The 23,690-nt window shown below is 67.2% G+C and carries 29 protein-coding genes; 13 read left to right on the top strand and 16 right to left on the bottom strand.

Features of this window, described 5'->3' with window-relative positions:
• Both N4P33_RS04130 and N4P33_RS04125 read left to right on the top strand, forming a co-directional pair.
• Positions 1 to 744, top strand: a 744-nt coding sequence (locus N4P33_RS04130; RefSeq protein WP_260824791.1) for an ABC transporter permease, incomplete at its 5' end; no start/stop codon positions are given.
• A gap of 565 nt (positions 745 to 1,309) precedes the next feature.
• The gene (locus N4P33_RS04125; RefSeq protein ID WP_260824790.1) at positions 1,310 to 1,813 is read left to right on the top strand and encodes a hypothetical protein; all 504 of its coding nucleotides are present in this window, start codon (positions 1,310 to 1,312) and stop codon (positions 1,811 to 1,813) included.
• Positions 1,814 to 1,858: 45 nt separating this feature from the next.
• On the opposite strand, the gene N4P33_RS04120 is transcribed toward N4P33_RS04125, so the two are convergent.
• The gene (locus tag N4P33_RS04120) at positions 1,859 to 2,110 is read right to left on the bottom strand and encodes a cold-shock protein (protein WP_260824788.1); all 252 of its coding nucleotides are present in this window, start codon (positions 2,108 to 2,110) and stop codon (positions 1,859 to 1,861) included.
• Between the two features lie 29 nt (positions 2,111 to 2,139).
• Positions 2,140 to 2,973 (bottom strand): alpha/beta fold hydrolase, encoded by an 834-nt coding sequence (locus N4P33_RS04115; RefSeq protein WP_260824799.1) that lies wholly within the window; start codon positions 2,971 to 2,973, stop codon positions 2,140 to 2,142.
• A 185-nt stretch (positions 2,974 to 3,158) separates the two neighbouring features.
• Between N4P33_RS04115 and N4P33_RS04110 the strand changes: the two genes are divergently transcribed.
• From N4P33_RS04110 to N4P33_RS04100, 3 genes are all read left to right on the top strand, one after another.
• Positions 3,159 to 3,896 carry a VOC family protein gene (locus N4P33_RS04110; RefSeq protein WP_260824786.1) on the top strand — a complete coding sequence of 246 codons (738 nt, stop codon included), beginning with the start codon at positions 3,159 to 3,161 and terminating at the stop codon, positions 3,894 to 3,896.
• A 63-nt stretch (positions 3,897 to 3,959) separates the two neighbouring features.
• A complete protein-coding gene (locus N4P33_RS04105) occupies positions 3,960 to 4,418 on the top strand; it encodes a DUF3224 domain-containing protein (protein ID WP_260824784.1) in 459 nt (152 codons plus the stop codon).
• The gene (locus N4P33_RS04100; RefSeq protein ID WP_260824782.1) at positions 4,411 to 4,980 is read left to right on the top strand and encodes a dienelactone hydrolase family protein; all 570 of its coding nucleotides are present in this window, start codon (positions 4,411 to 4,413) and stop codon (positions 4,978 to 4,980) included. Before N4P33_RS04105 ends, N4P33_RS04100 begins: the two co-directional genes overlap by 8 nt.
• A gap of 8 nt (positions 4,981 to 4,988) precedes the next feature.
• Here N4P33_RS04100 and N4P33_RS04095 read toward each other — a convergent pair whose 3' ends face one another.
• Positions 4,989 to 5,933 carry a Gfo/Idh/MocA family protein gene (locus N4P33_RS04095; protein WP_260824780.1) on the bottom strand — a complete coding sequence of 315 codons (945 nt, stop codon included), beginning with the start codon at positions 5,931 to 5,933 and terminating at the stop codon, positions 4,989 to 4,991.
• 52 nt (positions 5,934 to 5,985) lie between these two features.
• Positions 5,986 to 6,396, bottom strand: a complete 411-nt coding sequence (locus N4P33_RS04090) for a VOC family protein (RefSeq protein WP_260824778.1) — start codon at positions 6,394 to 6,396, stop codon at positions 5,986 to 5,988.
• Positions 6,397 to 6,520: 124 nt separating this feature from the next.
• Here N4P33_RS04090 and N4P33_RS04085 point away from each other — a divergent pair, with 124 nt between their 5' ends.
• Both N4P33_RS04085 and N4P33_RS04080 read left to right on the top strand, forming a co-directional pair.
• Positions 6,521 to 7,516 carry a YafY family protein gene (locus N4P33_RS04085; RefSeq protein WP_260824776.1) on the top strand — a complete coding sequence of 332 codons (996 nt, stop codon included), beginning with the start codon at positions 6,521 to 6,523 and terminating at the stop codon, positions 7,514 to 7,516.
• A gap of 114 nt (positions 7,517 to 7,630) precedes the next feature.
• Positions 7,631 to 7,759, top strand: coding sequence for a hypothetical protein (locus tag N4P33_RS04080; protein WP_260824773.1), 129 nt, complete (start codon positions 7,631 to 7,633; stop codon positions 7,757 to 7,759).
• A 14-nt stretch (positions 7,760 to 7,773) separates the two neighbouring features.
• On the opposite strand, the gene N4P33_RS04075 is transcribed toward N4P33_RS04080, so the two are convergent.
• On the bottom strand, positions 7,774 to 8,616 hold the full coding sequence (locus tag N4P33_RS04075; protein WP_260824771.1) for a helix-turn-helix transcriptional regulator: 843 nt from the start codon (positions 8,614 to 8,616) through the stop codon (positions 7,774 to 7,776).
• Between the two features lie 102 nt (positions 8,617 to 8,718).
• Here N4P33_RS04075 and N4P33_RS04070 point away from each other — a divergent pair, with 102 nt between their 5' ends.
• Positions 8,719 to 9,426 carry an SDR family oxidoreductase gene (locus tag N4P33_RS04070; protein WP_260824768.1) on the top strand — a complete coding sequence of 236 codons (708 nt, stop codon included), beginning with the start codon at positions 8,719 to 8,721 and terminating at the stop codon, positions 9,424 to 9,426.
• A gap of 378 nt (positions 9,427 to 9,804) precedes the next feature.
• On the opposite strand, the gene tgmC is transcribed toward N4P33_RS04070, so the two are convergent.
• The 9 genes from tgmC to N4P33_RS04025 form a co-directional block, all read right to left on the bottom strand.
• Complete coding sequence (tgmC, locus tag N4P33_RS04065; protein WP_260824767.1) at positions 9,805 to 11,010, bottom strand: ATP-grasp peptide maturase system methyltransferase; 1,206 nt, start codon at positions 11,008 to 11,010, stop codon at positions 9,805 to 9,807.
• Positions 11,007 to 11,987, bottom strand: a complete 981-nt coding sequence (gene tgmB, locus N4P33_RS04060) for an ATP-grasp ribosomal peptide maturase (protein ID WP_260824766.1) — start codon at positions 11,985 to 11,987, stop codon at positions 11,007 to 11,009. Before tgmB ends, tgmC begins: the two co-directional genes overlap by 4 nt.
• Positions 11,988 to 11,990: 3 nt before the next feature.
• On the bottom strand, positions 11,991 to 12,224 hold the full coding sequence (locus N4P33_RS04055) for a putative ATP-grasp-modified RiPP (RefSeq protein WP_260824798.1): 234 nt from the start codon (positions 12,222 to 12,224) through the stop codon (positions 11,991 to 11,993).
• 124 nt (positions 12,225 to 12,348) lie between these two features.
• Entirely contained in the window at positions 12,349 to 13,194 is an 846-nt protein-coding gene (locus N4P33_RS04050) for a helix-turn-helix transcriptional regulator (protein ID WP_260824765.1), read from the bottom strand.
• A 22-nt stretch (positions 13,195 to 13,216) separates the two neighbouring features.
• Entirely contained in the window at positions 13,217 to 13,723 is a 507-nt protein-coding gene (locus tag N4P33_RS04045) for a DUF6879 family protein (protein WP_260824764.1), read from the bottom strand.
• Positions 13,704 to 13,931 carry a hypothetical protein gene (locus N4P33_RS04040; protein ID WP_260824763.1) on the bottom strand — a complete coding sequence of 76 codons (228 nt, stop codon included), beginning with the start codon at positions 13,929 to 13,931 and terminating at the stop codon, positions 13,704 to 13,706. The genes N4P33_RS04045 and N4P33_RS04040 overlap by 20 nt, the downstream gene beginning before the upstream one ends.
• Positions 13,932 to 14,234: 303 nt before the next feature.
• A complete protein-coding gene (locus N4P33_RS04035; RefSeq protein WP_260824762.1) occupies positions 14,235 to 14,435 on the bottom strand; it encodes a DUF397 domain-containing protein in 201 nt (66 codons plus the stop codon).
• A 70-nt stretch (positions 14,436 to 14,505) separates the two neighbouring features.
• A complete protein-coding gene (locus tag N4P33_RS04030) occupies positions 14,506 to 14,718 on the bottom strand; it encodes a DUF397 domain-containing protein (protein WP_260824761.1) in 213 nt (70 codons plus the stop codon).
• Positions 14,719 to 15,564 carry a helix-turn-helix transcriptional regulator gene (locus N4P33_RS04025; RefSeq protein ID WP_260824760.1) on the bottom strand — a complete coding sequence of 282 codons (846 nt, stop codon included), beginning with the start codon at positions 15,562 to 15,564 and terminating at the stop codon, positions 14,719 to 14,721. It lies immediately after the preceding gene.
• 221 nt (positions 15,565 to 15,785) lie between these two features.
• On the opposite strand from N4P33_RS04025, the gene N4P33_RS04020 reads away from it, so the two are divergent.
• Positions 15,786 to 16,424, top strand: coding sequence for an ATP-binding protein (locus N4P33_RS04020; protein WP_260824759.1), 639 nt, complete (start codon positions 15,786 to 15,788; stop codon positions 16,422 to 16,424).
• Between the two features lie 46 nt (positions 16,425 to 16,470).
• On the opposite strand, the gene N4P33_RS04015 is transcribed toward N4P33_RS04020, so the two are convergent.
• A complete protein-coding gene (locus tag N4P33_RS04015; protein ID WP_260824758.1) occupies positions 16,471 to 17,454 on the bottom strand; it encodes a hypothetical protein in 984 nt (327 codons plus the stop codon).
• A 310-nt stretch (positions 17,455 to 17,764) separates the two neighbouring features.
• Here N4P33_RS04015 and N4P33_RS04010 point away from each other — a divergent pair, with 310 nt between their 5' ends.
• From N4P33_RS04010 to N4P33_RS03995, 4 genes are read left to right on the top strand one after another with little or no spacing between them, the layout of a single operon-like run.
• Positions 17,765 to 18,475 carry a hypothetical protein gene (locus tag N4P33_RS04010; RefSeq protein ID WP_260824757.1) on the top strand — a complete coding sequence of 237 codons (711 nt, stop codon included), beginning with the start codon at positions 17,765 to 17,767 and terminating at the stop codon, positions 18,473 to 18,475.
• Positions 18,476 to 18,492: 17 nt separating this feature from the next.
• Positions 18,493 to 19,914, top strand: a complete 1,422-nt coding sequence (locus tag N4P33_RS04005; protein WP_260824756.1) for a hypothetical protein — start codon at positions 18,493 to 18,495, stop codon at positions 19,912 to 19,914.
• Entirely contained in the window at positions 19,911 to 21,731 is a 1,821-nt protein-coding gene (locus N4P33_RS04000) for a DEAD/DEAH box helicase (RefSeq protein ID WP_260824755.1), read from the top strand. Before N4P33_RS04005 ends, N4P33_RS04000 begins: the two co-directional genes overlap by 4 nt.
• A gap of 44 nt (positions 21,732 to 21,775) precedes the next feature.
• Positions 21,776 to 22,237 (top strand): very short patch repair endonuclease, encoded by a 462-nt coding sequence (locus N4P33_RS03995; RefSeq protein ID WP_399028447.1) that lies wholly within the window; start codon positions 21,776 to 21,778, stop codon positions 22,235 to 22,237.
• Here N4P33_RS03995 and N4P33_RS03990 read toward each other — a convergent pair.
• The gene (locus N4P33_RS03990; RefSeq protein WP_260824754.1) at positions 22,169 to 23,515 is read right to left on the bottom strand and encodes a DNA cytosine methyltransferase; all 1,347 of its coding nucleotides are present in this window, start codon (positions 23,513 to 23,515) and stop codon (positions 22,169 to 22,171) included. The two genes, N4P33_RS03995 and N4P33_RS03990, sit on opposite strands and share 69 nt — an antisense overlap.
• Positions 23,516 to 23,690 lie beyond the last annotated feature (175 nt).

The following is a 23,690-nucleotide window of genomic DNA, read 5'->3' as shown; positions in this document are numbered from 1 at the left end:
CGCAACCTGCTCCACGCCCGCCGCTACCCGTCCATGACGCTGAACCTGCTGCTCACCCCGGTGATGCTGCTCCTGCTCTTCGTCTACATCTTCGGCGACACCATGAGCGCCGGCATCGGGGACGGCGGCCCGGACCGCTCGGCCTACATCGCCTTCATCGTCCCCGGCCTGCTGCTGATGACCATCGGCAGCACGACGATCGGCACGGCGGTGTCGGTCTCCACCGACATGAACGAGGGCATCATCGCCCGCTTCCGCACCATGGCGATCCACCGCAGCTCGGTGCTCATCGGCCACGTGGTCGGCAGCGTGCTGCAGTGCGTGATGAGCGTGATCCTCGTCGGCGCGGTCGCGGTGGCCATCGGCTTCCGCTCCACCGACGCCACCGTCCTGGAATGGCTCGCGGCCCTGGGCCTGACCGCCCTCTTCGCCACGGCGCTCACCTGGATCGCGGTCGGCATGGGCCTGGCCAGCCCGAACGCCGAGGCGGCCAGCAACAACGCCATGCCCCTGATCCTGCTGCCCCTCCTCTCCAGCACCTTCGTCCCGCTGGACTCGATGCCCGGCTGGTTCCAGCCGATCGCGGAGTACCAGCCCTTCACCCCGGCGATCGAGACCCTGCGCGGCCTCCTCCTCGGCACGGAGATCGGCCACAACGGCTGGCTCGCCGCCGCCTGGTGCCTGGTCCTGGCGGCCCTCGGATACCGTTGGTCGACGGCGAGGTTCAACGCCGACCCGAAGTAACCGAGATGCGCGGCAAACCCGTACAACGCACCACGCACCGCACACCCGCACCACGCACCCCGCACTACTCAGGGCGGCGTACCCCGACAACTCGTCGGAGTGCGCCGCCTCGTTCGTGTCTCAGCCGATGTCTCAGCCCACCGGACCCTGACCGGCAGAGCACGCAGCGGACTTCTGGTAGAGGCCGCCGCTGTTGCCGCCGTGGGCCAACGGTGCAGGACAGATCGTGTTGCCCTCAGCCAGTGGCACCACGGTGCCTCCCACCAGCCCGGTCACGTCCTGCGCGGCGCCGCTCGGCCCCGGTGCCGCGACGGCCGTCGCACCGCCGGAGAGGATGGCCGCCGCTCCGGCCAACACCGCTACCGCTCCCAGCCTGCTTCCACGCATCAAGTCAACTCCCGTCGATCGGACCAGCACCGGAGAGGGTGCTGCACAGGAGAACGCCGCCGAACTGGCGCAGGTCACGTGGGAACTCACTGCCTCCTTCACACGTCTCGAATGGCGACCGGATCGTTCGACGTGTGACGCGACGGCGGTGCCGCCGCCGGGGGGAAGTGAGCGCCTCATGGCCATGGTGGGCCTGTTCTGGATCGCCGAGGGTGACGTCTACGTGGGCGCGAAGCCGTCCGGTACGAACCTCGGCGTACGCCTGAGCCACGAGGGCGTGGTGGCGCTCGGCGACGGGCAGTCCGGCTTCTACCCGTGGCAGGACGTGCGGGCCTTGACGGTGCAGTCCGCCCCCGTGAAGACCGTGAGACGCCGCATCGGCGCGGTCGTCGACCTGGCCATGACCGGGCTGACGGGGTGGGTGGACGAGTCCCCGCCGCTGATGGCGCTGCACGTCGAACGCCCCACGGGCAAGGACGAATTGTGGGCCTACACGGCCGCGGTGGCCGGCTATTCCGAGACCGAGCTCGACCTCTCCCGCACCCTCCTCGCCCGCCTCACGGAAGGCGCCGCGACGATGTCCACCACCCTGGCGGCGATGTCGGAGTGGGGCCGTTCCTGGGAGGGAGGGACACCTCGCGAGACAGAGCGGGAGAGACTGTTGAGGGCATGGCTGGATTAGACGACTGCGCCAGAAGAGAGCCTGAGCCTCGACTCTCCGTGCCACTCACGACGACGCCCCGGCCTCCGGCCAGATGCACACCGCTCGCCACCGGTACCCGTCCTGTTCGGCCTGCTCAGCCGAGAAGGCGACCGACTGGCCGCCCGCCAGCTCACGAAACCCCTCGGCATGGATGACCGAGTAGTGTGCCCACACCTCGTCCGTCAACGCATCGCAGCCGAGCACGCCCCACCCCTCCTCGCTGTGCCACTCCAGCACACGGCCGGTGAACACGTCCTCTGGCGCAACTTCGGGCATGATCTGTCCTCTCACGTTTGTGTCGGGTGTCAGACCGAGTGCTGGAGGAAGGCCAACAGAGCGGCTGTGAGTTCAGCAGGTGCGTCTTCCTGGATGAGATGGCCCGCACCGGCAATTGGTTCCAGCCGCGCTCCTGGGATGCGGACGGCGAGCTCCCGTCCTTTCGCCAGGGGGATCCAAGTGTCGTCCTGTCCCCAGCACACCATCGTCGGGAAGCCGATCTCGGCGTAGCGGTCTTGCACTTCGTCGGTGTAGCGCTGGTCGGCCTGCGCGATCTGCCGGTAGAAGGCCGCTTGGCCGAGGTCACCGAGCCAGGGCTGGATGAGCCGGTCGAGAACCACAGGGTGCAGGCCAGGGCTGCTGGCCGAGCTGATGTACTCGCGTACCAAAGCGTGGTGCAGTGCGGGCGGCAGCTGTTCGAAGACTTCGGAATGCTCGCCGACGAGTCGGAAGAACGGAGAACCCCATGGGGCCAACGCGACCGCGTCGACCAGCGCGAGCGCTCGGTAGTGAGCTCCGTGCAGCAGATGCGCCCGCAAGGAAACGGCACCACCGAAGTCGTGGGCGACCACCAAGGGTCGCTCAAGGCCCCAGTGGGCCAGCAACTCGGTAAAGACCCTGCCCTGGGCGGCCAGGGAGACGTCCTGGCCGGCGGACATCTCCGATGCCCCGTAACCGGGCATGTCCCACACGAACACCTGGTGATGACGGGCGAGCGCGCGGGCGACGGCCCGCCAGACATAGGAGGAGAAGGGTGTGCCGTGCAGGAGCACGACCGGTGTCTGACCGGGGTGGCCGAGACTGCCCCAGCGGACGTCTCCGGACGCGCTGCGGAACGTTTCGGACAGCCGCCATTCACTCACGGATGCTGTTCCTCTCAGTTGGTGGGTGCCCTGTACCGACAGGTACTCGTTGTCGGCGTCGCTCAACCCTGGCTGCATGATGGCTGCCGTGTCGTCCGGTTCCGTAAAAGGACTGACCGCCGGGACCCAGTACGCCTCGAATAATGCGGCGGCCCGCGTCAGCGGCGGCTTCTAGGATCTGCGGCATGGCGACACGACTCGTGCAGATCAACATGAAGGCCCACGACGACTCCGCGCTCGGCCGGTTCTGGGCGGAGGCACTCGGCTGGGGCGTCGACAGCGAGGCCCCCGGCGTCACCAACCTCGAACCCGTCGATGTCGCCTACCCCGACCCCGCGGCCGTCTGCATCGACCTCGTCGCCCGCCCGGAACCCAAGACGGTGAAGAACCGGGTGCACATCGATCTGGCCACCACCTCGGCCGCCCATCAGGCGGAGTTGGTCGCGCGCCTGCGGGATCTCGGCGCGACGCTCGCCGACGTGGGGCAGGGCGACGTCCCCTGGACGGTCATGGCCGACCCGGAGGGCAACGAGTTCTGCGTCCTGGAACCCCGCCCGAGGTACCGGGACACCGGCCCGATCGCCGCGGTGGTGGTCGACTGCACCGACCCACGGGCGATGGCCCGCTTCTGGGACGAGGCGATCGACTGGACGCTGCACGAGGTCACCGACGACCACGCGACGATGCGCTCCGCCCAAGGCGTCGGCCCCTACCTGGAGTTCGTCCGCACCCCTGACACCAAGCGCGTCTGGAACCGCGTCCACCTCGACATCAGCCCCTACCCCGGCGACGCCCTGGCGGCGGAGGAAGCCCGACTGCGCGCCCTGGGCGCCACCGACCCCGGCATCGACCAGTCCGCGATCCACTGGACGGTCCTGGTCGACCCGGAGGGCAACGAGTTCTGCCTCCTCACGCCTCGCTGACACCGGGGCGTGGCGCTTCCCGACGTCGATGTCGATGTCAGTGGTGCGAAGTACGCTCCGGGCATGCGAGCTTCAGGAACGTTCAAGGTCGTCGACTTCACCCCCGCCCCGGTGCCGGGCTCGTCGATCGAGACCGCGCTGTCCGTCGGTGTCGCCACGATGGAGAAGCAGTACGACGGAGAGATCACCGGCCGCTCCGCCACCCTGTTCACCTCGGCGTTCGACGAGCCCACCGGCACCGGCACGTACGTCGCCATGGAGTCCTTCGAGGGAACGCTCCACGACCGAACGGGCACCTTCAACTACGCCCACACCGCCACGATGTCCGGCGGCACCAGACAGGGCGACTTCCACGTCGTCATCGTCCCGGGAAGCGGCACGGGCAAGCTCACCGGAATCACCGGCACCGGAGGCATGGCGATCGACGAGGACGGCACACACCGAATCTGGTTCGACTACGACCTCGACCAGCGAGGAACCAGCAGCGAAGAACACGAAGGACGGGACAGGACATATGGCTGAGGTTCTGCTCTACCACCACGTCCAGGGCTTGACCGCCGGCGTCCGCGCGTTCGCCGACGAACTGCGCCGGGCCGGCCACACCGTACACACCCCGGACCTGTTCGAGGGCCGCACCTTCGGCACCCTCGAGGAGGGCATGGAATTCGCGCGCGACAGAGGCTTCGACACCCTGTGGGAACGCGGCGCGGCAGCGACCGAAAACCTCAGCCCGAACCTGGTCTACGCAGGCTTCTCATTCGGCGTGACGATCGCCCAGCGGCTCGCACAGACCCGCCCCGGCGCCCGGGGAGCACTACTGATGCACGCCTGCATCCCCGTCACCGAGTACGGACAGTCCTGGCCCGACAATGTCCCGGTCCAGATCCACGGCAAGGAGGACGACGAGTTCTTCGACGAGGACCTGCCTGCAGCCCACGACCTGGCCAACTCCGTACCGACCGCCGAGCTGTTCCTCTACTCCGGCGAACAACACCTGTTCACCGACTCCTCCCTCGCGTCCTTCGACGAGGAGGCGTCCAAGCTACTCCTGCACCGCGTACGAACGTTCCTCGCCTCCCTCTGAGCCCGAGTTCAGCTCGGGCCGTTGACCTTCTGGTCGAGTTCGAGGGTGAGCTGCAGAGCGTCGAGCACGCTGTCCGGGGCGATCCGGTTCTCGGCCTTGCCCTCGATCACGTCCATGACGTGGCCGATCATGGCCGTGTACTGGTCCGCGGGCGGCAGTTCCAGCTCACGGGCGCCGTCGGCGGTGTACGCGGTGAGCGTGCCGGTCGGCTTGCCGTCGAAGCCCATCGTGGACGTGGCGTCCAGCACGCCGCGTTCGAAGGAGGCCGTGTAGCCGCCGCGGGAGCCCCACGCCATGGGCATCAGGGAGGAGACCGAGCTGCGGGCCGCCGCGCCGTCGAAACGGAACGTCGCGTCGATCGCCCCGGAGTCCTCGTTACGCGCCACGGCAATCACGCACATCTCCTTCGGCAGGCCGAGCGTGCGGGTGATGATGTCCATGTCGCTGTGCAGCGCCTCCAGCGGCAGCACCTTCAGCCCCAGCGAGGCCCCCGGCCACAGGTGCGCGGTCAGATTCCACAAGGTGAGCTGCTCCAGCCGCCCGTACGTGTTCTCCCGTACGGCGTCGAACAGGGCCTGATTCGCGGGGATGAACCGCTCGAACATGTCCACGAACACATGCTTGTCGCTGCGCGCGGCGGCCTCGGCGACCCGCTGCGCATCGTCCAGGCTGTCGGCCAGCGGGAGTTCGACCAGCACATGCTTGTCCGCCGCGAGCGCGCGCAGGGCGTACGTGGCGTGCAGCCGAACCGGCAGACAGATGTCCACCAGGTCGAACGAGGCGTCCTCGAAGGCGGCGTCCAGCTCGGTGGAGGAGGCGAAGCCGAACTGCCCGGCCGCCTTCGCGGTCTTGTCCGGGTCGCGGCCGAACATCACCACGTCCACGTCGCCGCGGGCGGCGTACACGGCGGCGTGCGCCTGTCCGAAACCGGTCCCCAACAGCGCGATCTTCATCGGTTTCTCCTTGGAGAAAGGTGTCGTCAAAGAAAGGTGTCGTCGGTCGCGTTCAGGAGGGCTGGGCGGCCTGGCTGATGCACAGCGGCTGGCCGGAGGGGTCCAGCAGGACTGTCCAGTGCTCCCCGCCGGGCTGGAATTCGGGCTTGGTCGCCCCGAGTTCCAGCAGTCGCTTCTCGGCGGCGGCCACGTCGGGGAACGCCAGGTCCAGGTGGAAGGGCAGGTCCTGCCCCGGCCAGTCGGGCGGGGTGAAGGAGGCCGAGGTGTAGAAGATGTACGCCGTGTTGCCGACGGTCACGGGATAGGCGACCTCGTTGCCGTGCTCGTCGGGGTACGGCTGTCCGACCTCGCCGCCCAGTGCCGCGGCGTAGAACTCGGCGAGCCGGCGCCCGTCGTCGGCCCAGATCGCATACGAGATCACCGAACCGTTGAGGGGGCCGGCGGAGTGGGTGGTGGTGCTCATGGCGGACGGATTCCTTAGGTGTGATGAGGGAGGTGTGATGAGGGCTTTTCTTCCGGGGCATGCCTCTTCACGTTAGGGGCCTTTTAGGACAGATCGTGTCCGTAAAGAGGGGCATTCTGGATCCATGACGAGTGACCTCCCCGCCCGGATGCTCCGGCTGCTGTCCCTGCTGCAGACCCGCCGCGAGTGGTCGGGCGCCGAGCTCGCCGGCCGGCTCGGCGTCACCGGCCGCACCGTCCGCCGCGACATCGACCGCCTGCGTGAACTGGGCTACCCCGTCGAAGGCACCACCGGCCACGCCGGCGGCTACCGCCTCGCGTCCGGCACCGCCATGCCGCCCCTCCTCCTCGGCGACGACGAAGCCATCGCCACCGCCGTCGCCCTGCGCACCGCCGCCGGCCACCTCACCGGCATGGAGGAGACCGCACTGCGCGCCCTGGTCAAACTCGAACACGTCCTGCCCGCCCGGCTGCGCACCCAGGTCGCCGCCCTGCACCAGACCACCGTCGCCATCGACTGGGAGAACCGCGGCCCGCGCATCGACCCCGAACTCCTCGCCCTGCTCGCCGTCGCCTGCCGCGACCACGAGATGATCGCCTTCGACTACACCCCCCGAGGCGCCCCCGGAGCGGCCCCCCGCCGCGTCGAGCCCCACCACCTCGTCTCCTCCGGCGGCACGTGGTACCTCCTCGCCCACGACACCGGCAAGGACGACTGGCGCATCTACCGCCTCGACCGCATCACCGCCCCCACGCCCCTCCGGCACCGCTTCACGCCCCGCCCCGTCCCCGGCGACGACCCGGCCGCCTACGTCGCCGACAAGATCGCCACCGCGCCGGTCCGCCACCGCGCCGTCGCCACCGTCCACGCCCCCGCCGAGACCGTCCGCCGCCGCGCCTGGGGAGCCCTGGCCGCCCGCATCCGCCCCCTCGACGAGAGCACCTGCACCGTCGACTGCTCCGGGAACCACCTCCCCGGCATCGCCCAGTACCTCGCCGCCCTCGACGCCGACTACACCCTCGACGCCGACCCCGAGGTCACCGCCTACCTCCGCGACACCGCCGACCGACTCCGCAGCGCGGCAACTCCCCAGACCGACGTCGACCACGCTTCGTCCTGAGCGCCCGCGCCCGCGTCTGCACCCACCGGCGCATGGCGGCGAGGCTCGACCACACCCTGGCCGCCCTCCACCGCCAGCTGGAGGCCGAGCCGGCCTACGAATCTGACGCGGAGCATGTGCTTCCCGACGCGCCGGGACCCCTTCTTCAAGGACGTGATGACCCTCGAGGAGCTGTACCACTACCCGACCCAGCACTTCGACTTCCACCGCGGCCAGTTGACCCTGGACGACCAGGGCCACTGACGGGGGAACGAAGATCAGGGCTCTGCCGGCGTCTGCGTGCCGAGCACGGTCAGCAGGGCGAGGCGGTCGGCGTCCTCGGTACCGGGTTCGGCCGTGTAGATCATGATCCGCAGGTCGCTGCCCGCCACCGTGAGTACGTCGCAGTCAAGGGTCAACGGCCCGGCGTGTGGATGGTCGATGGTCTTGCGCGCGGCCTCATGGCGGCCGACGGTGCCGGACTCCCACAGCGCGCCGAACCGGTCGCTGTTCGCCCGCAGTTCCGAGATCAGCCGCCGCAGCCGCCGGTCGGCCGGGTAACGACCGGCCGCCGCGCGCAGATCGGACACCAGTGCGGCCTCGAAGTCGCGCAGGGACTGAGGCGTGTGCCGGGCCCGGGTGCCCGGTCCGAGGAAGTGGCGCCACACGGCGTTGCGCTCGTTGCCACGCCAACCGGACGGATCCCCCATCAGCGCCGCATAAGGCGCGTTGGCCAGGAGGAGGGTCCAGGATGCGTCGTACACCGCCACGGGAGTGCCCGTCAGTCTGTCGAGCAGCCGCTGGACACTCGGGGTGATGTACGCCGGGACCGTCCGCGGGCCAGGCGGCGCGAGCCCGGCCAGCCGGAACAGGTGGGCGCGCTCGTCCGCCGACAGCCGCAGTGCCCTGGCCAGTGCCTCGACGACCTGAGACGAGGGACGCGTCGCGCGGCCCTGCTCGAGCCGGGTGACGTAGTCGACGGAGATCCCGGCGAGCAGGGCCAGTTCCTCGCGGCGGAGCCCGGCCGTGCGCCGAACCGCGCCGACGGGCAGCCCGGCCGCCTCGGGCGGGATCCGCTCGCGCCAGCGACGCACCGCCTGCCCGAATTCCGTCGCCGCCATACCTGCCAGTGTGCACCGCCACCACCGGCTCTTCCTGGTACTGCCGGTCCCAGGAAGACCGGACGCCTGGCTGACACAAGGGCACCGACGCACCGTGGAGGCATGACGACAACCCTGATCACCGGAGCGAACAAGGGCCTCGGCTTCGAGACCGCCCGCCGCCTCATCGCCGCAGGCCACACCGTCTACATCGGCAGCCGGGACCCTGAGCGTGGCCGCCGGGCCGCCGATCAGCTGGGAGCGCGGACCGTGCAGCTCGATGTCACCGACGACGCCTCCGTCACGGCCGCGGCCAGGACCATCGAGGCCGACGGCGGACTGGACGTGCTGGTCAACAACGCCGGCATCGAAGGACGAGCCGAGGACAACAGCGTGATCGGCGCCGCGGACGTCACCGCCGAGATGATGCGGCAGGTGTTCGAGACCAACGTCTTCGGCACCGTGCGGGTCACCCAGGCGTTCCTGCCGCTGCTGCAGCGCTCGGCATCCCCCGTAGTGGTCAACCTCAGCAGCGGCCTGGCCTCCCTCACCCGCGTCACCACCGCCGGCACCCCGACCCACGCCTACCCCGGCGTCGCGTACCCGGCGTCGAAGGCCGCGGTCAACATGATCACCGTGCAGTACGCGAAGGCGTTCCCGCACATGCGGATCAACGCGGTGGAACCCGGCTACACCAAGACGGACCTCAACGGCAACACGGGCACCCAGACCGTCGAACAGGGCGCGGAGATCATCGTCCGTATGGCCCAGCTGGGCCCCGACGGCCCCACGGGGGGCTACTTCGACGCGGAGGGCCGGTTGCCCTGGTAGCCCGTCATCCCTGAGCCCTGAGCCCTGGAGCCGAGGACAGGAGACGGACTCGACAGCCCCTGCCCTTCCCTCCAACAGGGCAGTTCCCCATACGAGCAGGCGCAGAGAACAGCAGCCGCCCCGACGACCGGACCCCCTGAAAACCCCACGCAGCCGGCGCCCGCCCGGCAGACGACCGGCACCCCCACCCACCGTCCCCGCCGCCCCCCTTTGGGCCGCCCGGCCAAGGAGAACTCCGCGGTGGAGGGGCGAGCGTCAAGAGTGAAGCGAAGCGGAATCGGCGCTAGCCGACGCCAGAAGGGCGCTCTTGACGCTCGCCCCGGAACCGCCACCCTGAGAAAACCCGGGCGGCCATGGGCACCTTGCAGCCAACGCCCCCTACAACCCACCACCCGGCAACCGCAACACCGTCATCCCCGGGTGACGTACGTACTGACCCTCACCGCTCACAGTCACCCTGAACGCCTCCGGCCCCGGCCGCCCCGCCGCGTCGTACGCGTCCAGGACAGCCTCGACCCGCTCCCACAGCTTCACGAGCCCGCCCTCACGTACATCCCACCCGCCCCCGTTCTGGGTGAGCGTGGCAGCCGAACCGCTTACGACGTCGATCAGATGCACCACACCATCAAGGGTGATCAACTGAGCGTCCGGCACGGCACATTGGGCCAGGAACAGCAGATGGAACGCCTCCGTCGTCGCGGCGGTAAGGCGATCACAACTGTGCCGGGCGGCCCGAGGCTCCTCAGGCAGCCCCGCCGTCCAGTCGGACGGATTGCCGAACGCGGGCGCCACATGCCTCCGTACGGACATGAAGGAGATCGTGCCCGGCAACAACGGCCCTTCAGCCGAGCCATCGCCAGCCACGGTGAGCAGAGCGCGCGCATGCCCGTAGAACCAGCCGGACAGATTCACCAGGATCTTCCCGCCAGGACGACACTGAGCAATCAGCGCAGACGGCACCGCCCGCATCGAGCAGGCGGTCACGATCCGATCGAACCAGGCCTCGGGCCAGTACCCGTACAGCCCGTCCGCGACAGCCAGCGTCGGCACATAGCCGCAGGCATACAGCGCCTCTGCCGCGGCCTCCAGCCGACTCGAGTCGACGTCGACGCTCGTCACATGCGATGACCCCAGCCGCTCACACGCGAGCGCGGTGGAGTACCCGGTGCCGGTCCCGATCTCCAGCACATCGTGCCCCTCCCGCACATCGGCGTCCTCCCACATCCGCACGACGAGCGACGGCAGCGTCGACGACGAGGACGGCGCACCCCCATGCCGTACGACCGGGCTCTTCCAGTCCGGCTCCTCACCGTCGAACTGCGTCACCAACGTGGAGTCGGAGTACGCGCCGGCGAGCCACCGCCCATAGTCGAGCTCGGCGGTGACCGGCTCCCACACGGTCAGCCCCTGCTCATCGCGCTCGGCGGCGGCCAGATAGAAGCCGGGCACAAAGCGGTGCCGCGGCACCTTCTCCACGGCCGCCCGCCACGCGGGATCGCCCAGCACACCCCCGTCGGCCAGGCCCTTCACCATGGCCTCCCGCAGCCGCACCGCATCGGTCTCAGGATCGGCGGGCACCATCATGGCTGACCGCCTCCTTTCTCGGTCAGAACATCGGCGAACGCCCCGGCGATGGCGTCCGCATCAGGCAGCCACCCCCACTGGCCGTTCGGATTGCACTCGATCGCCCACCACGCTTCAGGCTCGTCGGCGCATCCCGTGAGCGCGAAGTCGAAGCAGCCGAAGACCAGGCCGAACGCCCGCAGGTAGCTCTGCAGAGCCGCCTCGATACGGGGAGGGACAGCGACAGAGCCGTAGGCCAACTGGTCCCAGTCCCCTCTGCGCCAGTCCAGCGCACGGTCGGGCGTGATGATCTCCTGCGCGAAGACCCGCCGCCCGACCACAGTGACCCGTACGTCACTCCTCTTGGGAATCTCAGCCTGGAACAGGTGGGCGGTCACCGCGATCGACTCATCGAGAGTCGCCGCGTCGATACGTTGGGTCCAGACAGCTCCGGCACACCCGCCCTCGCCCCGAGGCAGCCCGCGGAACGTCTTGTAGACCACGTGCCCGTGAAGCTCGGCGAAGTTCCGCGCCGCATCAACGTCGTTGGTCACCAGGGTCGGCGGGATCTGCAACCCGAGCTCGGTGAACTGCCTGAGCTGCCTCGGCTTGAACTCGGCGTGGGCGACCGCCAGCGGATGATTGACGTACCGCACGCCGCTCAGCCCGTTGAGCACCCCACCGAGCCCGTGCCGCGCTTCGGCGACCGCGAACTCCCTTTCCTGCACGGAGAGATGGACGAACCGAGAGGTGTACGGCGTCGGACGCCGGAAGTAGACCGCAGCCACCTCCTCCAACCGCACCTCCCGGCTCGTTGTACGAAGCGACCCGCTCCACACCGTGCTGCCAGGGCTCAGGTGGAACGCGAAGGCGAGGTGCGGCCCGATGTCGGCAGGGTCGACGCGGGCAACGTGCACGCCACGCTCGTTGAGGGCTGCGATGACCAGGTCAGCGGTCACATCCTCCAGCGCGGTGATGACCAGGACGGTGGACGCCAACGGTCAGTCCGATTCGTAGTCGGTCGTCGTGTCGTCCTGGGACTGCGGCTGGGGCTGCTGCCCGTCCCCGCCCCCGGACACCGATGCCGTGCTACTCGTCCTCGACGTCCCGTGCTTGCCCATCTCAACCACGTGCCCGGCCGCGTCGGTGTAGCGGGCCGTCTGTGTGACCGAGTCCAGCGTCACAGTAGCGTAGGGAGCGGGACTGATGGGCCGCCGGTCTGTCACGAGCCGCATGGCCCAGGGTGCCTGGGCACAGGATGTCGCCATGGATGACCCTTCCTTTCTCGGGGCTTTGTGACGACCAAGCTAGAAATCGGCGAGACCAGCCCTCAACGAACGTGCATGGACTTGCACACAGTCACCCGAGCGAGTCGATGGCCGACGTGATCAAGGCACGGGCGGGTGTCCCGTAGACCGCAGAGTCTGCGAGAGTTGTGAAGGCCCGGGCGTACATACCGACCTCGTGCGGCTGCGAGATGGTGAGGAAGGCGGAGACCAACTCGACATTCACCTGGGCATCATCGAAGATCCAGAAGTCCTCGACCGGCCACAGGGCCGTACGGTCGGCGCTCAGCGGGATGACGCCCAAGCTGACGTTGGGAAGGGTCGCCAGCGACAGCAGATGACCGAGTTGCCCGGCCATCGTCTCCGCCCCGCCGATGATGTGCCGGAGCGTGCTCTCTTCCAGCACTACGGCGAAGCGGCGTGCTCCCTCGTACAAGACGCGCTGCTTATCCACGCGGATCTGAACTGCCGCGTCCAAGTCGTCGGGCAGAGCGCGCCGGTCGCGAATCGACATCAGAAGGGCCCTGATGTACGCAGGTGTCTGAAACGGGCCGGGTATCAGCCAGGACGAGTACGCCCGGAAGCGCCTGGTGCGTTCCCACAGGGGGATCACCGACTCCTGCGCACGTCGCAGCCCGGAGCGTTCCATGCGGCGCCACTCGACATATGCACCGTCGATGTTCCGCGCTGTGGCGATCAGGTCGGCCGTCTGATCGACCGCGCCGCAGTGCAGCGTGTACATGCGCAGGTCATCGTCGGACGGTGGTGTACGACCGTTCTCCAGGCGGCTGCACTTGCTTTCATGCCAGCCCGCCCTGAAGGCAAGCTCCCGCGCAGTCAAGCCGGAGTCCTTCCGAAGCTCCCGCAGGCGCTTGCCCAGGGCCTCTCGGGCTTGCTGGACGCTGGATGACGAAGACATGGAGGCTGAGGGACCGGGACAGTCAGGCCGGCTGGTACTCCTCATGAGGAGTCGCTCGCTCCCAGACAACGGCGAACGCGTCGGAGCACAGGTCCACGACTGCGGGGTCCGTCACAATCTCTTCTCCGGTCATCGTCCCGTCTCCTGCGAAGTGATTGAACAGGACGGTCGTGCCGTCGAACAGCCAGAAGTCGTTCCCCGGCAGCGCAAGTCCCGAAGCCTGCCTGCGCGGCAGCCAGCGCACGGCCTCACCGGCCTTGATGTTGTGCCCGCTGGTCAGCTCGTACTCGTAGCGGACGTAGGCGGAGATGGGCTCAGAGACGATGCGGGCGCGGTGCACGGCCACACCGCGGGCCACCGCTGAGGAAACCAGATCGATCCACCACGGCCAGCGCTCCGCCGGGTCGAAGCGATGCCCCGCGGACCACTCCTGATAGTCCTCGTCGAGCCCGTAGGCGTCCCGCATCTCCAGGTGGTACGCACTCCGCTGGGCGGAGCGGAACAGCTCCTCAAACCTCGTCTGCGGCACCGCCGTTCACCTCCGGGAAGAACTGCATCATGCGCCTGGGGAACTCGATCACAGTCTCGTGACTGGGGATATCTAGCTGCGCCAGCCGCTCGGCGTCCGTGACGCGCCATCCTTGCAGGATGTAGTTCCCGGTCTCGTCGTCCAGGTACACGGTCGGAGAGCCGTTGTTGGGACTCTCAGGGTCCTTGCCCAGGCGGTGCAGCGCCATGTTGCCTCCGGTGCTGGTGCCAACGGTTGACTTGACCAGACTTGCGGCGGTGTGACCCCGCCTGCCAGTTACTTGCACAGACTTCTACGCCTCTGAGCTGACCCTGGCTCGTATTCGATGCTGGCGCGGCCGACGATAGTGGCTCCGTCTCGGGGCGCTGCCGCGGCTCACTCGCCTTGTGCCTGCCGCTTCATTAGTGCCGCGAGGTCGATGCCTTCCTGGACGGCGATGTCGAAGTCGGGGTCGCGGTGCAGGAGGATCCTGCCCCGGTAATCGACGACGGCTCATGCGCTCCTCCGGCTGCTAGCCCAGAGCTCTGCTGTGCAGCGCATCAATGAACTCAACCCAAGCCTCCGCTCCAACGGGGACGACAGGTCCGTCTGCGTACTTGGCGTCGCGTATCAGTGCGCCGTGCGAGGCGTAGGCGCATTCGACGCACTCGGTGCCGCTGCCCCCGCTGTATGAGGACTTGAACCAGCGAGGCTCTGACGTTGCTGTCTTCAAGAGTCACTCCTTGCTGACCTGTCGGACGCGGTCAGGTGCGGCAGGCAGCTGGCGCCGTCGGCGATGCGGGTCAGGGACGCAGAGTTCCTCTGGCCAGACAACCTATGAAGTCGGCCCAGGCAGTCGCCGACATGCGCAGGTGACCACCTCCTGGCTGTTTGGAGTCCCTTACGAGCAGCCCGGCCGGTACGTAGGCAGCCTCCACACATTCGGTCGTGTTTCCCCCGCTGTGTGACGACTTGAACCAAGTCGGTTCCGTGACGGACTGATCGTCGGTAGGCATTCAAAGCTCCTTGCTGGCGCGGTGGATCAGTGCGGAGGAAGCCTCCATGTCCAACGCTTGTGCGCGGAGGTACTCGAACGCAAGTCTGTATCGCTCCAGTTCCTCCTCCTTCTCGAGGAACAAGGAGCCTGTGTGGAAGTCGACGTACACCACGTCGAGTGCGGGTTCTGTACCGCCGATGATGACGAAGCTCCCCAGTGCGGCCGCATGCGCGCCCTTGGCGAAGGGCAGCACCTGGAGCGTTATGTGCGGAGACTCGTTCGCCATAAGCAGCCGCTCAAGCTGTTCCTTCATGTCTCGTGGCGATCCGACGACCCGGCGGATCACGGACTCGTCCAAGATTGCCCACAGGCTCAGCGGCCTGGGGCGGGTGAGGATCTCCTGCCGCTTCATGCGGATGTCGACGAGCCGCTCGATCTCGGCCGGGGCCAGCGGCACCTCGTTGGCCTTCTGCAGCGCGGTGCTGTACGCGCGTGTCTGCAGTAGCCCGGGGACGTAGACGCAGGAGAAGTGGCTCTCTCGCACGGCATCGTCTTCGAGGGTGAGCAGCAGGTTCATGCTCTCTGGGATGGAGTCGCCGAACGAGCTCCACCAGCCTTGCTGCTTGGCGTCTTTCGCGAGGCGAACGACAGCTTCGCGCTCAGCATCTGACGCGCCGTATTCCCTGCACAGAGCGTCCACGACAAGCCACTTCACCGGGCCGGACTGTGTCTCGTATCTGCTGACCGTCGCCTTGGAGACGCCGACGAGCCGCCCGGCCTCCTCAAGAGTCAGACCCTTCCGCGCACGCAACTTGCGCATCATCGCGCCGAGTTGACGGCGGCGGGTGGTGGTGCGTTCGGGCATGTGGCTCCTCGCAGGGTGCCGGGCGACAAACCCGGGGGTGATCTCACTCAGGCTAGGCAGGGCCGAAGCGACTGACCATCAGATTCACCCGATGGATTTCAGTGAGAAGTTACACAGCGAGACTTCTCTGTGCCATGCTCGCTTCCGGATCGCTACGCAGTGCAGCCGTACGGATACGGCAGGTGCAGGCATGTGTGTGGCTTGGGAGGGAGGAGTACCCCATGGCCAGCTCCGAGGTGATCGCACACCGGCTCCGTTGTGTTCTGCCTTTCGAGGCGGTACCTGCTGAGGTGCGGCTGTTGCGGCGGGCCGCCACGAGACAACTTGACTGCTGGGGTGCGCCGACCATCGCCGAAGAGGTGGAACTGCTGGTCAGCGAGCTGGCCACGAACGTGATCAAGCACGTGGGCCGAGGTGCTCCCGCGACGCTCGTACTGGAGATGGGCGAGAGCAGGCTGCGTCTTGAAGTCCACGACAAGAGTGACGTGGTGCCGGTGCAGCAGTCCGCCGACTGTGGAGACGAGTGTGGCCGCGGCCTGCATCTCCTGGCTGCGATGGCCGCTGACTGGGGAATCGTGCTGACGGCGGCGGGAAAGGCGGTGTGGTGCGAGATCGACCTGAATGCACGGAGCGGCTGCCGGCGCATGGAGCGAGCCGTCCTGATGCTGGAGGCGTACCAGGAAGTGAGGGGGGCCGCCTCTGGCCCGCTGGTGCACAGCAGAGACGTGGGTCTGCGGGAGTCGGCGGTGGAGCTGATCGCGGATCTGCTGCACTGGACCGCCACCCGTGGGTTTGACCCCGAGGACATCCTGGACCAAGCCCAGATGCACTATGAGGCCGCGCCGGACGTCGCGGCCTGAGCGCCTTGTTTCCGGTCTGCGCCGGTACGTCCTCGGGCGGTCGGCTCTATCCAGACAGTCTGGTCTGTGAGGTAGCCGGCCCAGGATGCGCAGCTGCCGTCCGCAAGAGCGACTCCGCGTCCTTGGCGGCCTCGTGCTCGTGCAGCAGCAGCGCCGCTTGCACGACATCGTGGTCCGTCCGGTCACGGCCGTAGATGTGCACCAGGTTGTCGGCGAGCTTGTGCTGCTCGCGCATCCGCAACACGGTTATCAGCGTAGCGAGTTCAACAGGCGTGTAGGCCTCTGCGGTGTGGCGCAGGAGCGCGAGAGTGCTGTCCGGCCGGCCGCCGTGCAGCAGTTCCTCGGCGCGGAGTGCGATGTGCCGGGCGGCCGACCTTTCGTTTTTGCTCAGTTGCCGGTCCCTGCGTCGGCGGGGGACCGGCAACAGAGTTGCCGCCCGTGCCGACATCGCGACCTTACGCGAGCCGGCTCTTGAACCCGGTTGAGCAACCGGTTTTATGGTCCGGGCCAGCTGTGCCTCACGCTTGAGAACGGTCGCCTGCCGACGGAGTTCGCGCAGTTCTGCGGCATCTTCTGCCGCCGCACGCTCAAGCCTCTCCTGGTTTTCCTGCAGGGCCCTGAGCCGCTCCTGGGCGACGCGCTCCGCCTCACGGTGCCTTGAGCAGTTGCCGCATCGTTCCTGCTCGGCTTTCGCGTGCAGTTCAAGCAGCTTTTCCCTGGTGACGGGGAGGTTCTGCTCACCGCCTGCGTCCCGGCAAGCGGTCTCGAATATCAAGAGAGCCGTGGCACGCGGCGGGACGTGCTGGCCCCTGAGGTACCGCGTCAGCGCGCTCTCGCTGACGTTGAGGTAGCCAGCGGCCTGAGCTTGTGTTGGGTGAGTGAGGGGCGCGCCGTCGGCCGACCTGATCACGAAATGGCGGCAGATCTCCTGGAGCGCAGCACCGAACCGCCGCTTGTCCTGAAACACGTCGTCCGGGAAGTCCTTCTCCGTCCAAGCGAACGGGCGGCGACTGGTTCTGCGTGCTGCCATGTGGGGCAAACCTCCGCGATTCTGGCCAAACCGGCCCCATCTGCCGTCCAGTTAGCGGCAGTACCCGCCATTCTGCCGGAGGCGGGCAAGGCGTTGCCTGGTGGATTCTGCTTCCTCTCTTGCTAGTTAGTGCGCAAGTTGCTTCGAGACGGTTCGCTGTCATTCCGATGTGTCACTCTTTAGGTGTCAGCCGCGAGTGGCGCGGGGGGTCGGTGTAAGTCACAAGTACCGTGAAGCGGCGCATGCCTGTCGTTTCACGGAATACGTGGTAATTCACCGCATATGTTCTCCATGGGGAAGGGAACTCAACATGACGATGCCGTCTTGGCGTGAGACCAAGGTCGGGAACCACAAGCTGGGCAGCATGGCGCGGGCGGCGTTGTGGTTGGTCCAGGAGGTCGGGGAGGGGCAGATCTTCACTGTGGCCAAGCTCCGCGAGGCCTTCCCGGACATCGCGCAGATCGACCGGCGCATGCGTGATCTGCGCGACCACGACTGGGAGATCACGACCAACCGGGAGGACCCCGCGCTGCTTCCGCAGGAGCGCAGGTTCGCGAGGCGTGGCAAGGACGTGTGGGTTCCCGGTCAGGCGAAGGGGCCCAGCCACAAGGCCAGCATCACCAACGCACAGCGGGCAAAGGTGCTTCAGGAGGACGGCTACCTCTGCCGGACGTGTGGAATCGCCGGCGGTGAAGCGTACGAGGACGGTGTCGAGCAGTCGGTGCTGAACGTCGCCAGGCGACAGGTCACCCTGGCGGATGGCCGCGTCACGCACCAGCTGGTAACCGAGTGCAAGCGATGCGGGCGTGGGAGCGTCGACCGCTCAGTGGACCTGCGTGAAATCCTTTCCCGGATCGAGTCGCTTGCGCCCCTGGAGCGGAGCGTGCTCAGCGGGTGGGTGAAGGCTGGCCAGCGTACGTACAGCTCGCTGGAGGTCCTGTGGGGGATGTACCGGACTCTTCCGGAAGAGTCCCGTAAGACTGTGGCCGACGCTCTTGACCTTGACGGCACCGAAGACTGAGACAGGACGGACACACGATGATGCGCGAGCTTCCGGCCCCGCCCCGTGCGGCCGAGTTCAGTGAGCTGATCAGTAAGAAGGTGGATGAAGCCAGGGCGTCCGGCGGCACCCGGGAGACCGTGACGGTCGACTGGAACGGGCAGCAGGCCCACGTCGAAGTGATCGACCTGCCGCTCAACGGCCTCTACTACAACCCGAGCACCCACCGCATTCGAGCCCAGCGCAGCCATGACCCTGAGAAGGAGGCGGCGCTGGAGAAGGACCCGTGGAGCGCGGAGAGCCAGGATTACCTCCAGTTCTTGCTCAAGGCGTCGCCGGCGAACCCGAACGTGCGGGACAAGGACTTCGACACCCTCAGGGACAGTCTGCAGGAGTTCGGGCAGAACGACCCCGGGCTGGTGACCCGGCACGGTGTGCTTGTCAACGGCAACACCCGAGCAGCCGCGCTGCGGGAACTCGGTCAGCAGTCGATGCGGGTCGGTGTGCTGCCGGAGTCGTTCACCTGGGCCGACGTCAACGCTGTCGAGCTGGCCTTGCAGTTGCGCAAGGACCACCGGCGCGACTACTCCTACATCAACCGCCTTCTCGCTATGGAGGAGCAGGCGGCACTGGGGCGCACGCCGGAGCAGATCGCGAGGGACTTCCGGATTCAGGTCCGCACCTATCACCAGGAGCGGTGGATCCTGAGCACGATCCGTGAGCTCAACGAGCGCAGCCGCACGGGCGGCGGCAACGCACTGCGCCTGGTGGACTGGGAAGGAGCTCAGGAGCGCCTCAAGGAACTCCACCGCCTGTACGTGAAGTTGGAGACGGTCGACCGTGACCAGGCGGAGGTCCTGAAGGAGCTGCGCCTGGCCGCCATCCTTCTTAACTTCTCGAAGACGGATGTCCGTCACATCGACGAAGACTTCCTGAAAGCGGGTTTCGACGAGCAGTTGCCCAAGGGGAGCGGCGGCGCTGCCCAGCCGCAGTCGGTGTCTGTACCCGGTCTTGACCTGGAGGTCCCCGCAGCCTCCTCTGCGGTTGCCGAAGCGCGCGCGATGAACGATGAGATTCTGCGGGCCGCCGCGGTCGTGCGCAGTGATGCGCCGGCGATCGGCGATGAGCAGAAGGCCTCCGCGCAGGAGGTCTGGGACCGTGCGGAGAAGGCCTTCGACAAAGCGATCGAGGCAGCTGGCCGTAGCGCACGGCTGCGCAAGCGCAAGCAGCTTGCGCCTGCCCGGCTGGCTGACGCGTGCGCCAGCATCGACCAGTGCGTGAGTGACCTGGTACAGGCACGTACGGCCCGCAGCTTGGACGAGGAGCAGTTCGACGAGGCGCTGGTCAAGCTGCGGACCAGCCTGCTCAAGCTTGCGCAGCAGGCCGGGCGGGGGCTGCCGCAGCCCGGTGAGGGCGTTTCCTGGCTGCTTGAGGCCGTGTCGGCGGAGGGTTCGCGTTGACCGGCACTGATCGTGAGGTGTCCCTGCGTCTCGGGTTCGACGAAACCCGGACCCGTGTCGTCTTGCGGACGACCGAAACGTATCTGCAGGATCTTGTCCAGCTGGCTGCCCGGTTCCGTACCGGCGGCCAGCTTGGCCCGTCGAGCGCCTCGGTCTCCCTGGACGAACTGCTCGCCGACCTGGGAGTGCTCAGCTCCTGGCCCGACCCGGCTGGCGTGGAGTGGGCGGACGACCTGCGGGATCTGGTGTCCGGCGTGGTCCGGGACGCTCAGACTGTGCAGGAGCGGCTTGCGGGTCGCGAGACGCCCGGCGAAGTGGCGCCCGATGACGTCCCCGCACTTCTCGGCGACACCTGGAAGGGCGAACTCAGCGAGTTCCAGCGCCGGGATATCGCGAAGCTCCTGTCGTTGCAGCATGGCGCCAACTTCAGTGTCCCCGGTGCGGGGAAGACGCGCGTCGCGCTCGCTGTGTACGCGGCGCAGAAAGCGGCCGGCCGCGTGAGCCGCCTGCTGGTTGTCTGCCCCAAGTCCGCCTACGAGTCGTGGCGTTATGAGACCGCCGAGTGCCTGATTCATCCTCTGCGCATCAACGTCCTGGACGGGTCGATGGATCAGTGGGCTGAGGTGCTCGTGGTGAACTACGAGCGCCTCGACCGGTCGCTGTCCATGCTGGCCAGCTGGCTCAAGGCTGGGCCCTCCATGATCATCCTCGACGAGGCGCACCGGATGAAGCTCGGTGCCAGGGGCACTTACGGTGCGGCCTGTATGGCGCTCGGTCCGCTGGCGGCGCGCAGGCTGATCCTGACAGGTACGCCGGCTCCAAACGGTTCCCGGGACCTGGAGAACCTCCTGGGTTTCGTCTGGCCCGGACATGGCCAGCGCACGGTGGTGCAGGCGGTGGCCGGAGGAGACCTCGCGCACGCCAGTACCGTTCTCCGGCCCCTGTTCACCCGCACGACGAAGCAGGAACTCGGCCTGCCTCCCGTGCAGCTGGGTCTGCGCTTCGTTGATATGCCGCCACTGCATGACGAGATCTACACGGCAATCGTTGGCGGTGAGAACAGTGGCGCCGCACGAGAGGACCTGAGTTCCCTCGGGAAGACGGCCCTCCGCCTCCTCATGGCTGCCACGAGCCCGGCCTTGCTTCTGGAAGGAGGCAGCCGGTACGAGCCGCTCGCCTACCAACTGCCGCCTCTGGAGATCCCCGAGGGGACCTCGCTGTACTCGCTTATGCAGAACCTCCCTGACTACGAGCTTTCGCCGAAGTACAAGGAGGCTGTGGCGATCATCGCGGAGAATGCCGCCCAGGGCCGTAAGACGCTGGTCTGGACGACGTTCGTCAGGAGCCTGACCACGCTGGAGCGCATGCTGGAGAAGTACAGCCCTGCTGTCGTCCACGGAGGCACCCCTGACCGGGAGGAACAGCTTCGCCGGTTCCGGGAGGACCCGGCGTGCATGGTGCTCATTTCAAACCCGGCCACCCTGGGTGAGGGAATCAGCCTCCACCACGTCTGCCACGACGCTGTCTATGTAGACCGTGACTTCATGGCAGGCCGCTTCCTGCAGAGCCTCGACAGGATCCACCGTCTCGGCCTCGCCCCCGATACAGAGACCCGGGTGACAGTCCTGGCGGTGCGGAACTCCATCGACGAGGTGGTGGCTGACCGCCTGGAGCGCAAGCTGGAGTTCATGGGCCGCATCCTGGACGACCCCACGGTGCAGCAGCTCGCAGACCTGGAGGAGGAGCCGGCTGTGGCCGCCGGCCTGGCACCGAGCGATGTCGAGGCGCTCCTGAGTCACATGGGAGGCCGCCGCTAGGACTGGCTGCGTGCGGCTGGCTTCTCGGGACTACCCTCTGCGGTGTGTCTCATGATGGTGAATGGGTGGCTCCGGAAGGTTCCTGGGCTTCGTCCGCTGCACGCCGCCGGAACATGCAGGCGATCCGCAGCCGTGACACGAAGCCCGAGTGGCTCATCCGGCGGCTCCTCCACGCCAGGGGGCTCCGCTACCGCGTGGCGGCACGGCCTCTGCCAGACCTTCGCCGGACGGCGGACCTGGTTTTCCGTCCGGCAAAGGTGGCCGTCTTTATAGACGGCTGTTACTGGCATGGCTGCCCTGAGCACTACGTGCCCCCGAGAACGAATTCTGGCTACTGGTCCGAAAAAGTGCTGCGCAACGTGAGAAGAGACCGGGATACAGATCAGAGGCTGAAAGAGGCCGGGTGGCTCGTGCTCCGCTTCTGGGAGCACGAGCCGTCAGAGGCCTGCGCCAACAAAATTACCGAGGTGGTTCTCGCTCGCAGAGCCGGGGCTGACGGTTTCTGACATCGAGAACTCCATCTGCTGGGCCTCGTCTCCAGGGATCGCTCCCTCATCAGAGCAGTCGATTTCGTAATCAGCGAGCAATTCGTCGCTGTGCTCGGGGCGGAGTACGGCGGCGATTGCTCGGCCCACCGCTTCGGCCACCGGCGGCGGAAACGCGTTTCCAACCTGACGGTATCGTGCAGTCTTCCTGCCCTGGAAATCCCAGTCCCGAGGAAAGCCTTGGATGATGGCTGCCTGCTCAACGGTCAGCATTGGGCCAGCGTCCCTGAACAAGTCGCGTTCAGGGTCGCAGTCCTTCCGGTCATTGGCGAGGCCCATGGCGTTCACATGCATCGCAGCCCAGGCCTTCTTGGCGCGAGTCGGACCCAGGTCGGCACCGCCGTGCTTCCTGGACCCGCCGACCAGAGTGGGCGCCACTCCCCGGCCGAGGACCGCCGCCTTCTCCGCGGCCTCGCGCCATGCGTAGTACACGTCTTTACCGGTTCGCTCGCCTGGTTCTGCCGGTTCACCCCGCTGGTTCTTGTCCCAGAAATCCTCGCAGCGCTCACGCATGGTCTGGTCGAGGCACTCGAAGACCGTGGCCTCTTCCGTCCTGAGGCGGATGGGCCAGTGGAATTCCCGCCCGCCCTTGAGTGCTTTTTCATGGAAGGCTACGAGGATGGCTCGCGGACGCAGCTGAGGAACTCCAAAGTCCTTCGCGTCGAGCCGACGCCAGACTTTGCGCATGGCGAGGTCTTGCGCCTTTGCGCTCTGTGTCGCATCGATGTCTGGAACGGTGTAACCGGAGTCGCTGAGATGATCCAGGATGCGCTTCCTGTACTCGATGAAGAATTCCGGAGGTTCGAGGATTCCTCGGACATTCTCGATCATCACTGCCCTGGGCTGCAGCTCATCGATGATCTTCAGTGCTGCAGGGAAGAGGTCTCGCTCGTCGTCCTCTCCCAGCCTCTTTCCGGCCAAGGAGAAAGGAGGGCAGGGGACTCCGCCTGCTAGCAGGTCGAGGTTCCCTTTTTCCTTGAGTTCTTTCGCCGTCGGAGAGTCAAGGAAATCTCTGACGTCCATCGGCGTAATATTGCGGGCCTTTTCAGGAGTCCAGCCCGGCCAGTCTCCAACGTTAGATCGCAGCGTGTTTACAGCGTGGGGGTCCCACTCAACCAATGCGAGATGATCGAACCCGGCGTTGTGGAGCCCAACGGCTTGTCCGCCGGCCCCGGCACAGATCTCGATTGAGGTCAGTGGCTGGGCGAACTGCGGGCGCTCATGGCCGCTGGGGGGCATGACTCTCCTTCTGCGATGGCTGCTCATGCGAGCGTCAGTGATCTTGTCCACTGACTCTCGGCATCAAGAGTCTCGCATTAAAGCAAGCGCACGTCTGGGCTCTGGGAGTGGCTTGCCTATCTCGTGTGACCCTGGCGCGCTGCACGCACCGCGTGTTCGGCGTGCTCGGCGCTGC

Origin of the sequence: Streptomyces sp. 15-116A (assembly GCF_025290915.1) — a bacterium.
GTDB lineage: Bacteria > Actinomycetota > Actinomycetes > Streptomycetales > Streptomycetaceae > Streptomyces.
The sequence above is the reverse complement of the archived record's forward strand: the minus strand, read 5'-3'. Positions and strand labels throughout refer to the sequence as shown.

What these genes read in the sequence shown, in the direction of transcription:
- N4P33_RS04015 (WP_260824758.1), bottom strand. Translation starts at nt 17,454, where the DNA reads ATGGCAGCACGCAGAACCAGTCGCCGCCCGTTCGCTTGGACGGAGAAG.
- N4P33_RS04105 (WP_260824784.1), top strand. Translation starts at nt 3,960, where the DNA reads ATGCGAGCTTCAGGAACGTTCAAGGTCGTCGACTTCACCCCCGCCCCG.
- N4P33_RS04100 (WP_260824782.1), top strand. Translation starts at nt 4,411, where the DNA reads ATGGCTGAGGTTCTGCTCTACCACCACGTCCAGGGCTTGACCGCCGGC.
- N4P33_RS04110 (WP_260824786.1), top strand. Translation starts at nt 3,159, where the DNA reads ATGGCGACACGACTCGTGCAGATCAACATGAAGGCCCACGACGACTCC.
- N4P33_RS04080 (WP_260824773.1), top strand. Translation starts at nt 7,631, where the DNA reads ATGTGCTTCCCGACGCGCCGGGACCCCTTCTTCAAGGACGTGATGACC.
- N4P33_RS04020 (WP_260824759.1), top strand. Translation starts at nt 15,786, where the DNA reads ATGGCCAGCTCCGAGGTGATCGCACACCGGCTCCGTTGTGTTCTGCCT.
- N4P33_RS04010 (WP_260824757.1), top strand. Translation starts at nt 17,765, where the DNA reads ATGACGATGCCGTCTTGGCGTGAGACCAAGGTCGGGAACCACAAGCTG.
- N4P33_RS04005 (WP_260824756.1), top strand. Translation starts at nt 18,493, where the DNA reads ATGATGCGCGAGCTTCCGGCCCCGCCCCGTGCGGCCGAGTTCAGTGAG.
- N4P33_RS04030 (WP_260824761.1), bottom strand. Translation starts at nt 14,718, where the DNA reads ATGCCTACCGACGATCAGTCCGTCACGGAACCGACTTGGTTCAAGTCG.
- N4P33_RS04090 (WP_260824778.1), bottom strand. Translation starts at nt 6,396, where the DNA reads ATGAGCACCACCACCCACTCCGCCGGCCCCCTCAACGGTTCGGTGATC.
- tgmC (WP_260824767.1), bottom strand. Translation starts at nt 11,010, where the DNA reads ATGATGGTGCCCGCCGATCCTGAGACCGATGCGGTGCGGCTGCGGGAG.
- N4P33_RS04025 (WP_260824760.1), bottom strand. Translation starts at nt 15,564, where the DNA reads ATGCCCGAACGCACCACCACCCGCCGCCGTCAACTCGGCGCGATGATG.
- N4P33_RS04040 (WP_260824763.1), bottom strand. Translation starts at nt 13,931, where the DNA reads ATGGCGCTGCACCGCCTGGGCAAGGACCCTGAGAGTCCCAACAACGGC.
- N4P33_RS04085 (WP_260824776.1), top strand. Translation starts at nt 6,521, where the DNA reads ATGACGAGTGACCTCCCCGCCCGGATGCTCCGGCTGCTGTCCCTGCTG.
- N4P33_RS04055 (WP_260824798.1), bottom strand. Translation starts at nt 12,224, where the DNA reads ATGCGGCTCGTGACAGACCGGCGGCCCATCAGTCCCGCTCCCTACGCT.
- N4P33_RS04095 (WP_260824780.1), bottom strand. Translation starts at nt 5,933, where the DNA reads ATGAAGATCGCGCTGTTGGGGACCGGTTTCGGACAGGCGCACGCCGCC.
- N4P33_RS03990 (WP_260824754.1), bottom strand. Translation starts at nt 23,515, where the DNA reads ATGCCCCCCAGCGGCCATGAGCGCCCGCAGTTCGCCCAGCCACTGACC.
- N4P33_RS04125 (WP_260824790.1), top strand. Translation starts at nt 1,310, where the DNA reads ATGGCCATGGTGGGCCTGTTCTGGATCGCCGAGGGTGACGTCTACGTG.
- N4P33_RS04075 (WP_260824771.1), bottom strand. Translation starts at nt 8,616, where the DNA reads ATGGCGGCGACGGAATTCGGGCAGGCGGTGCGTCGCTGGCGCGAGCGG.
- N4P33_RS04070 (WP_260824768.1), top strand. Translation starts at nt 8,719, where the DNA reads ATGACGACAACCCTGATCACCGGAGCGAACAAGGGCCTCGGCTTCGAG.
- N4P33_RS04050 (WP_260824765.1), bottom strand. Translation starts at nt 13,194, where the DNA reads ATGTCTTCGTCATCCAGCGTCCAGCAAGCCCGAGAGGCCCTGGGCAAG.
- N4P33_RS04120 (WP_260824788.1), bottom strand. Translation starts at nt 2,110, where the DNA reads ATGCCCGAAGTTGCGCCAGAGGACGTGTTCACCGGCCGTGTGCTGGAG.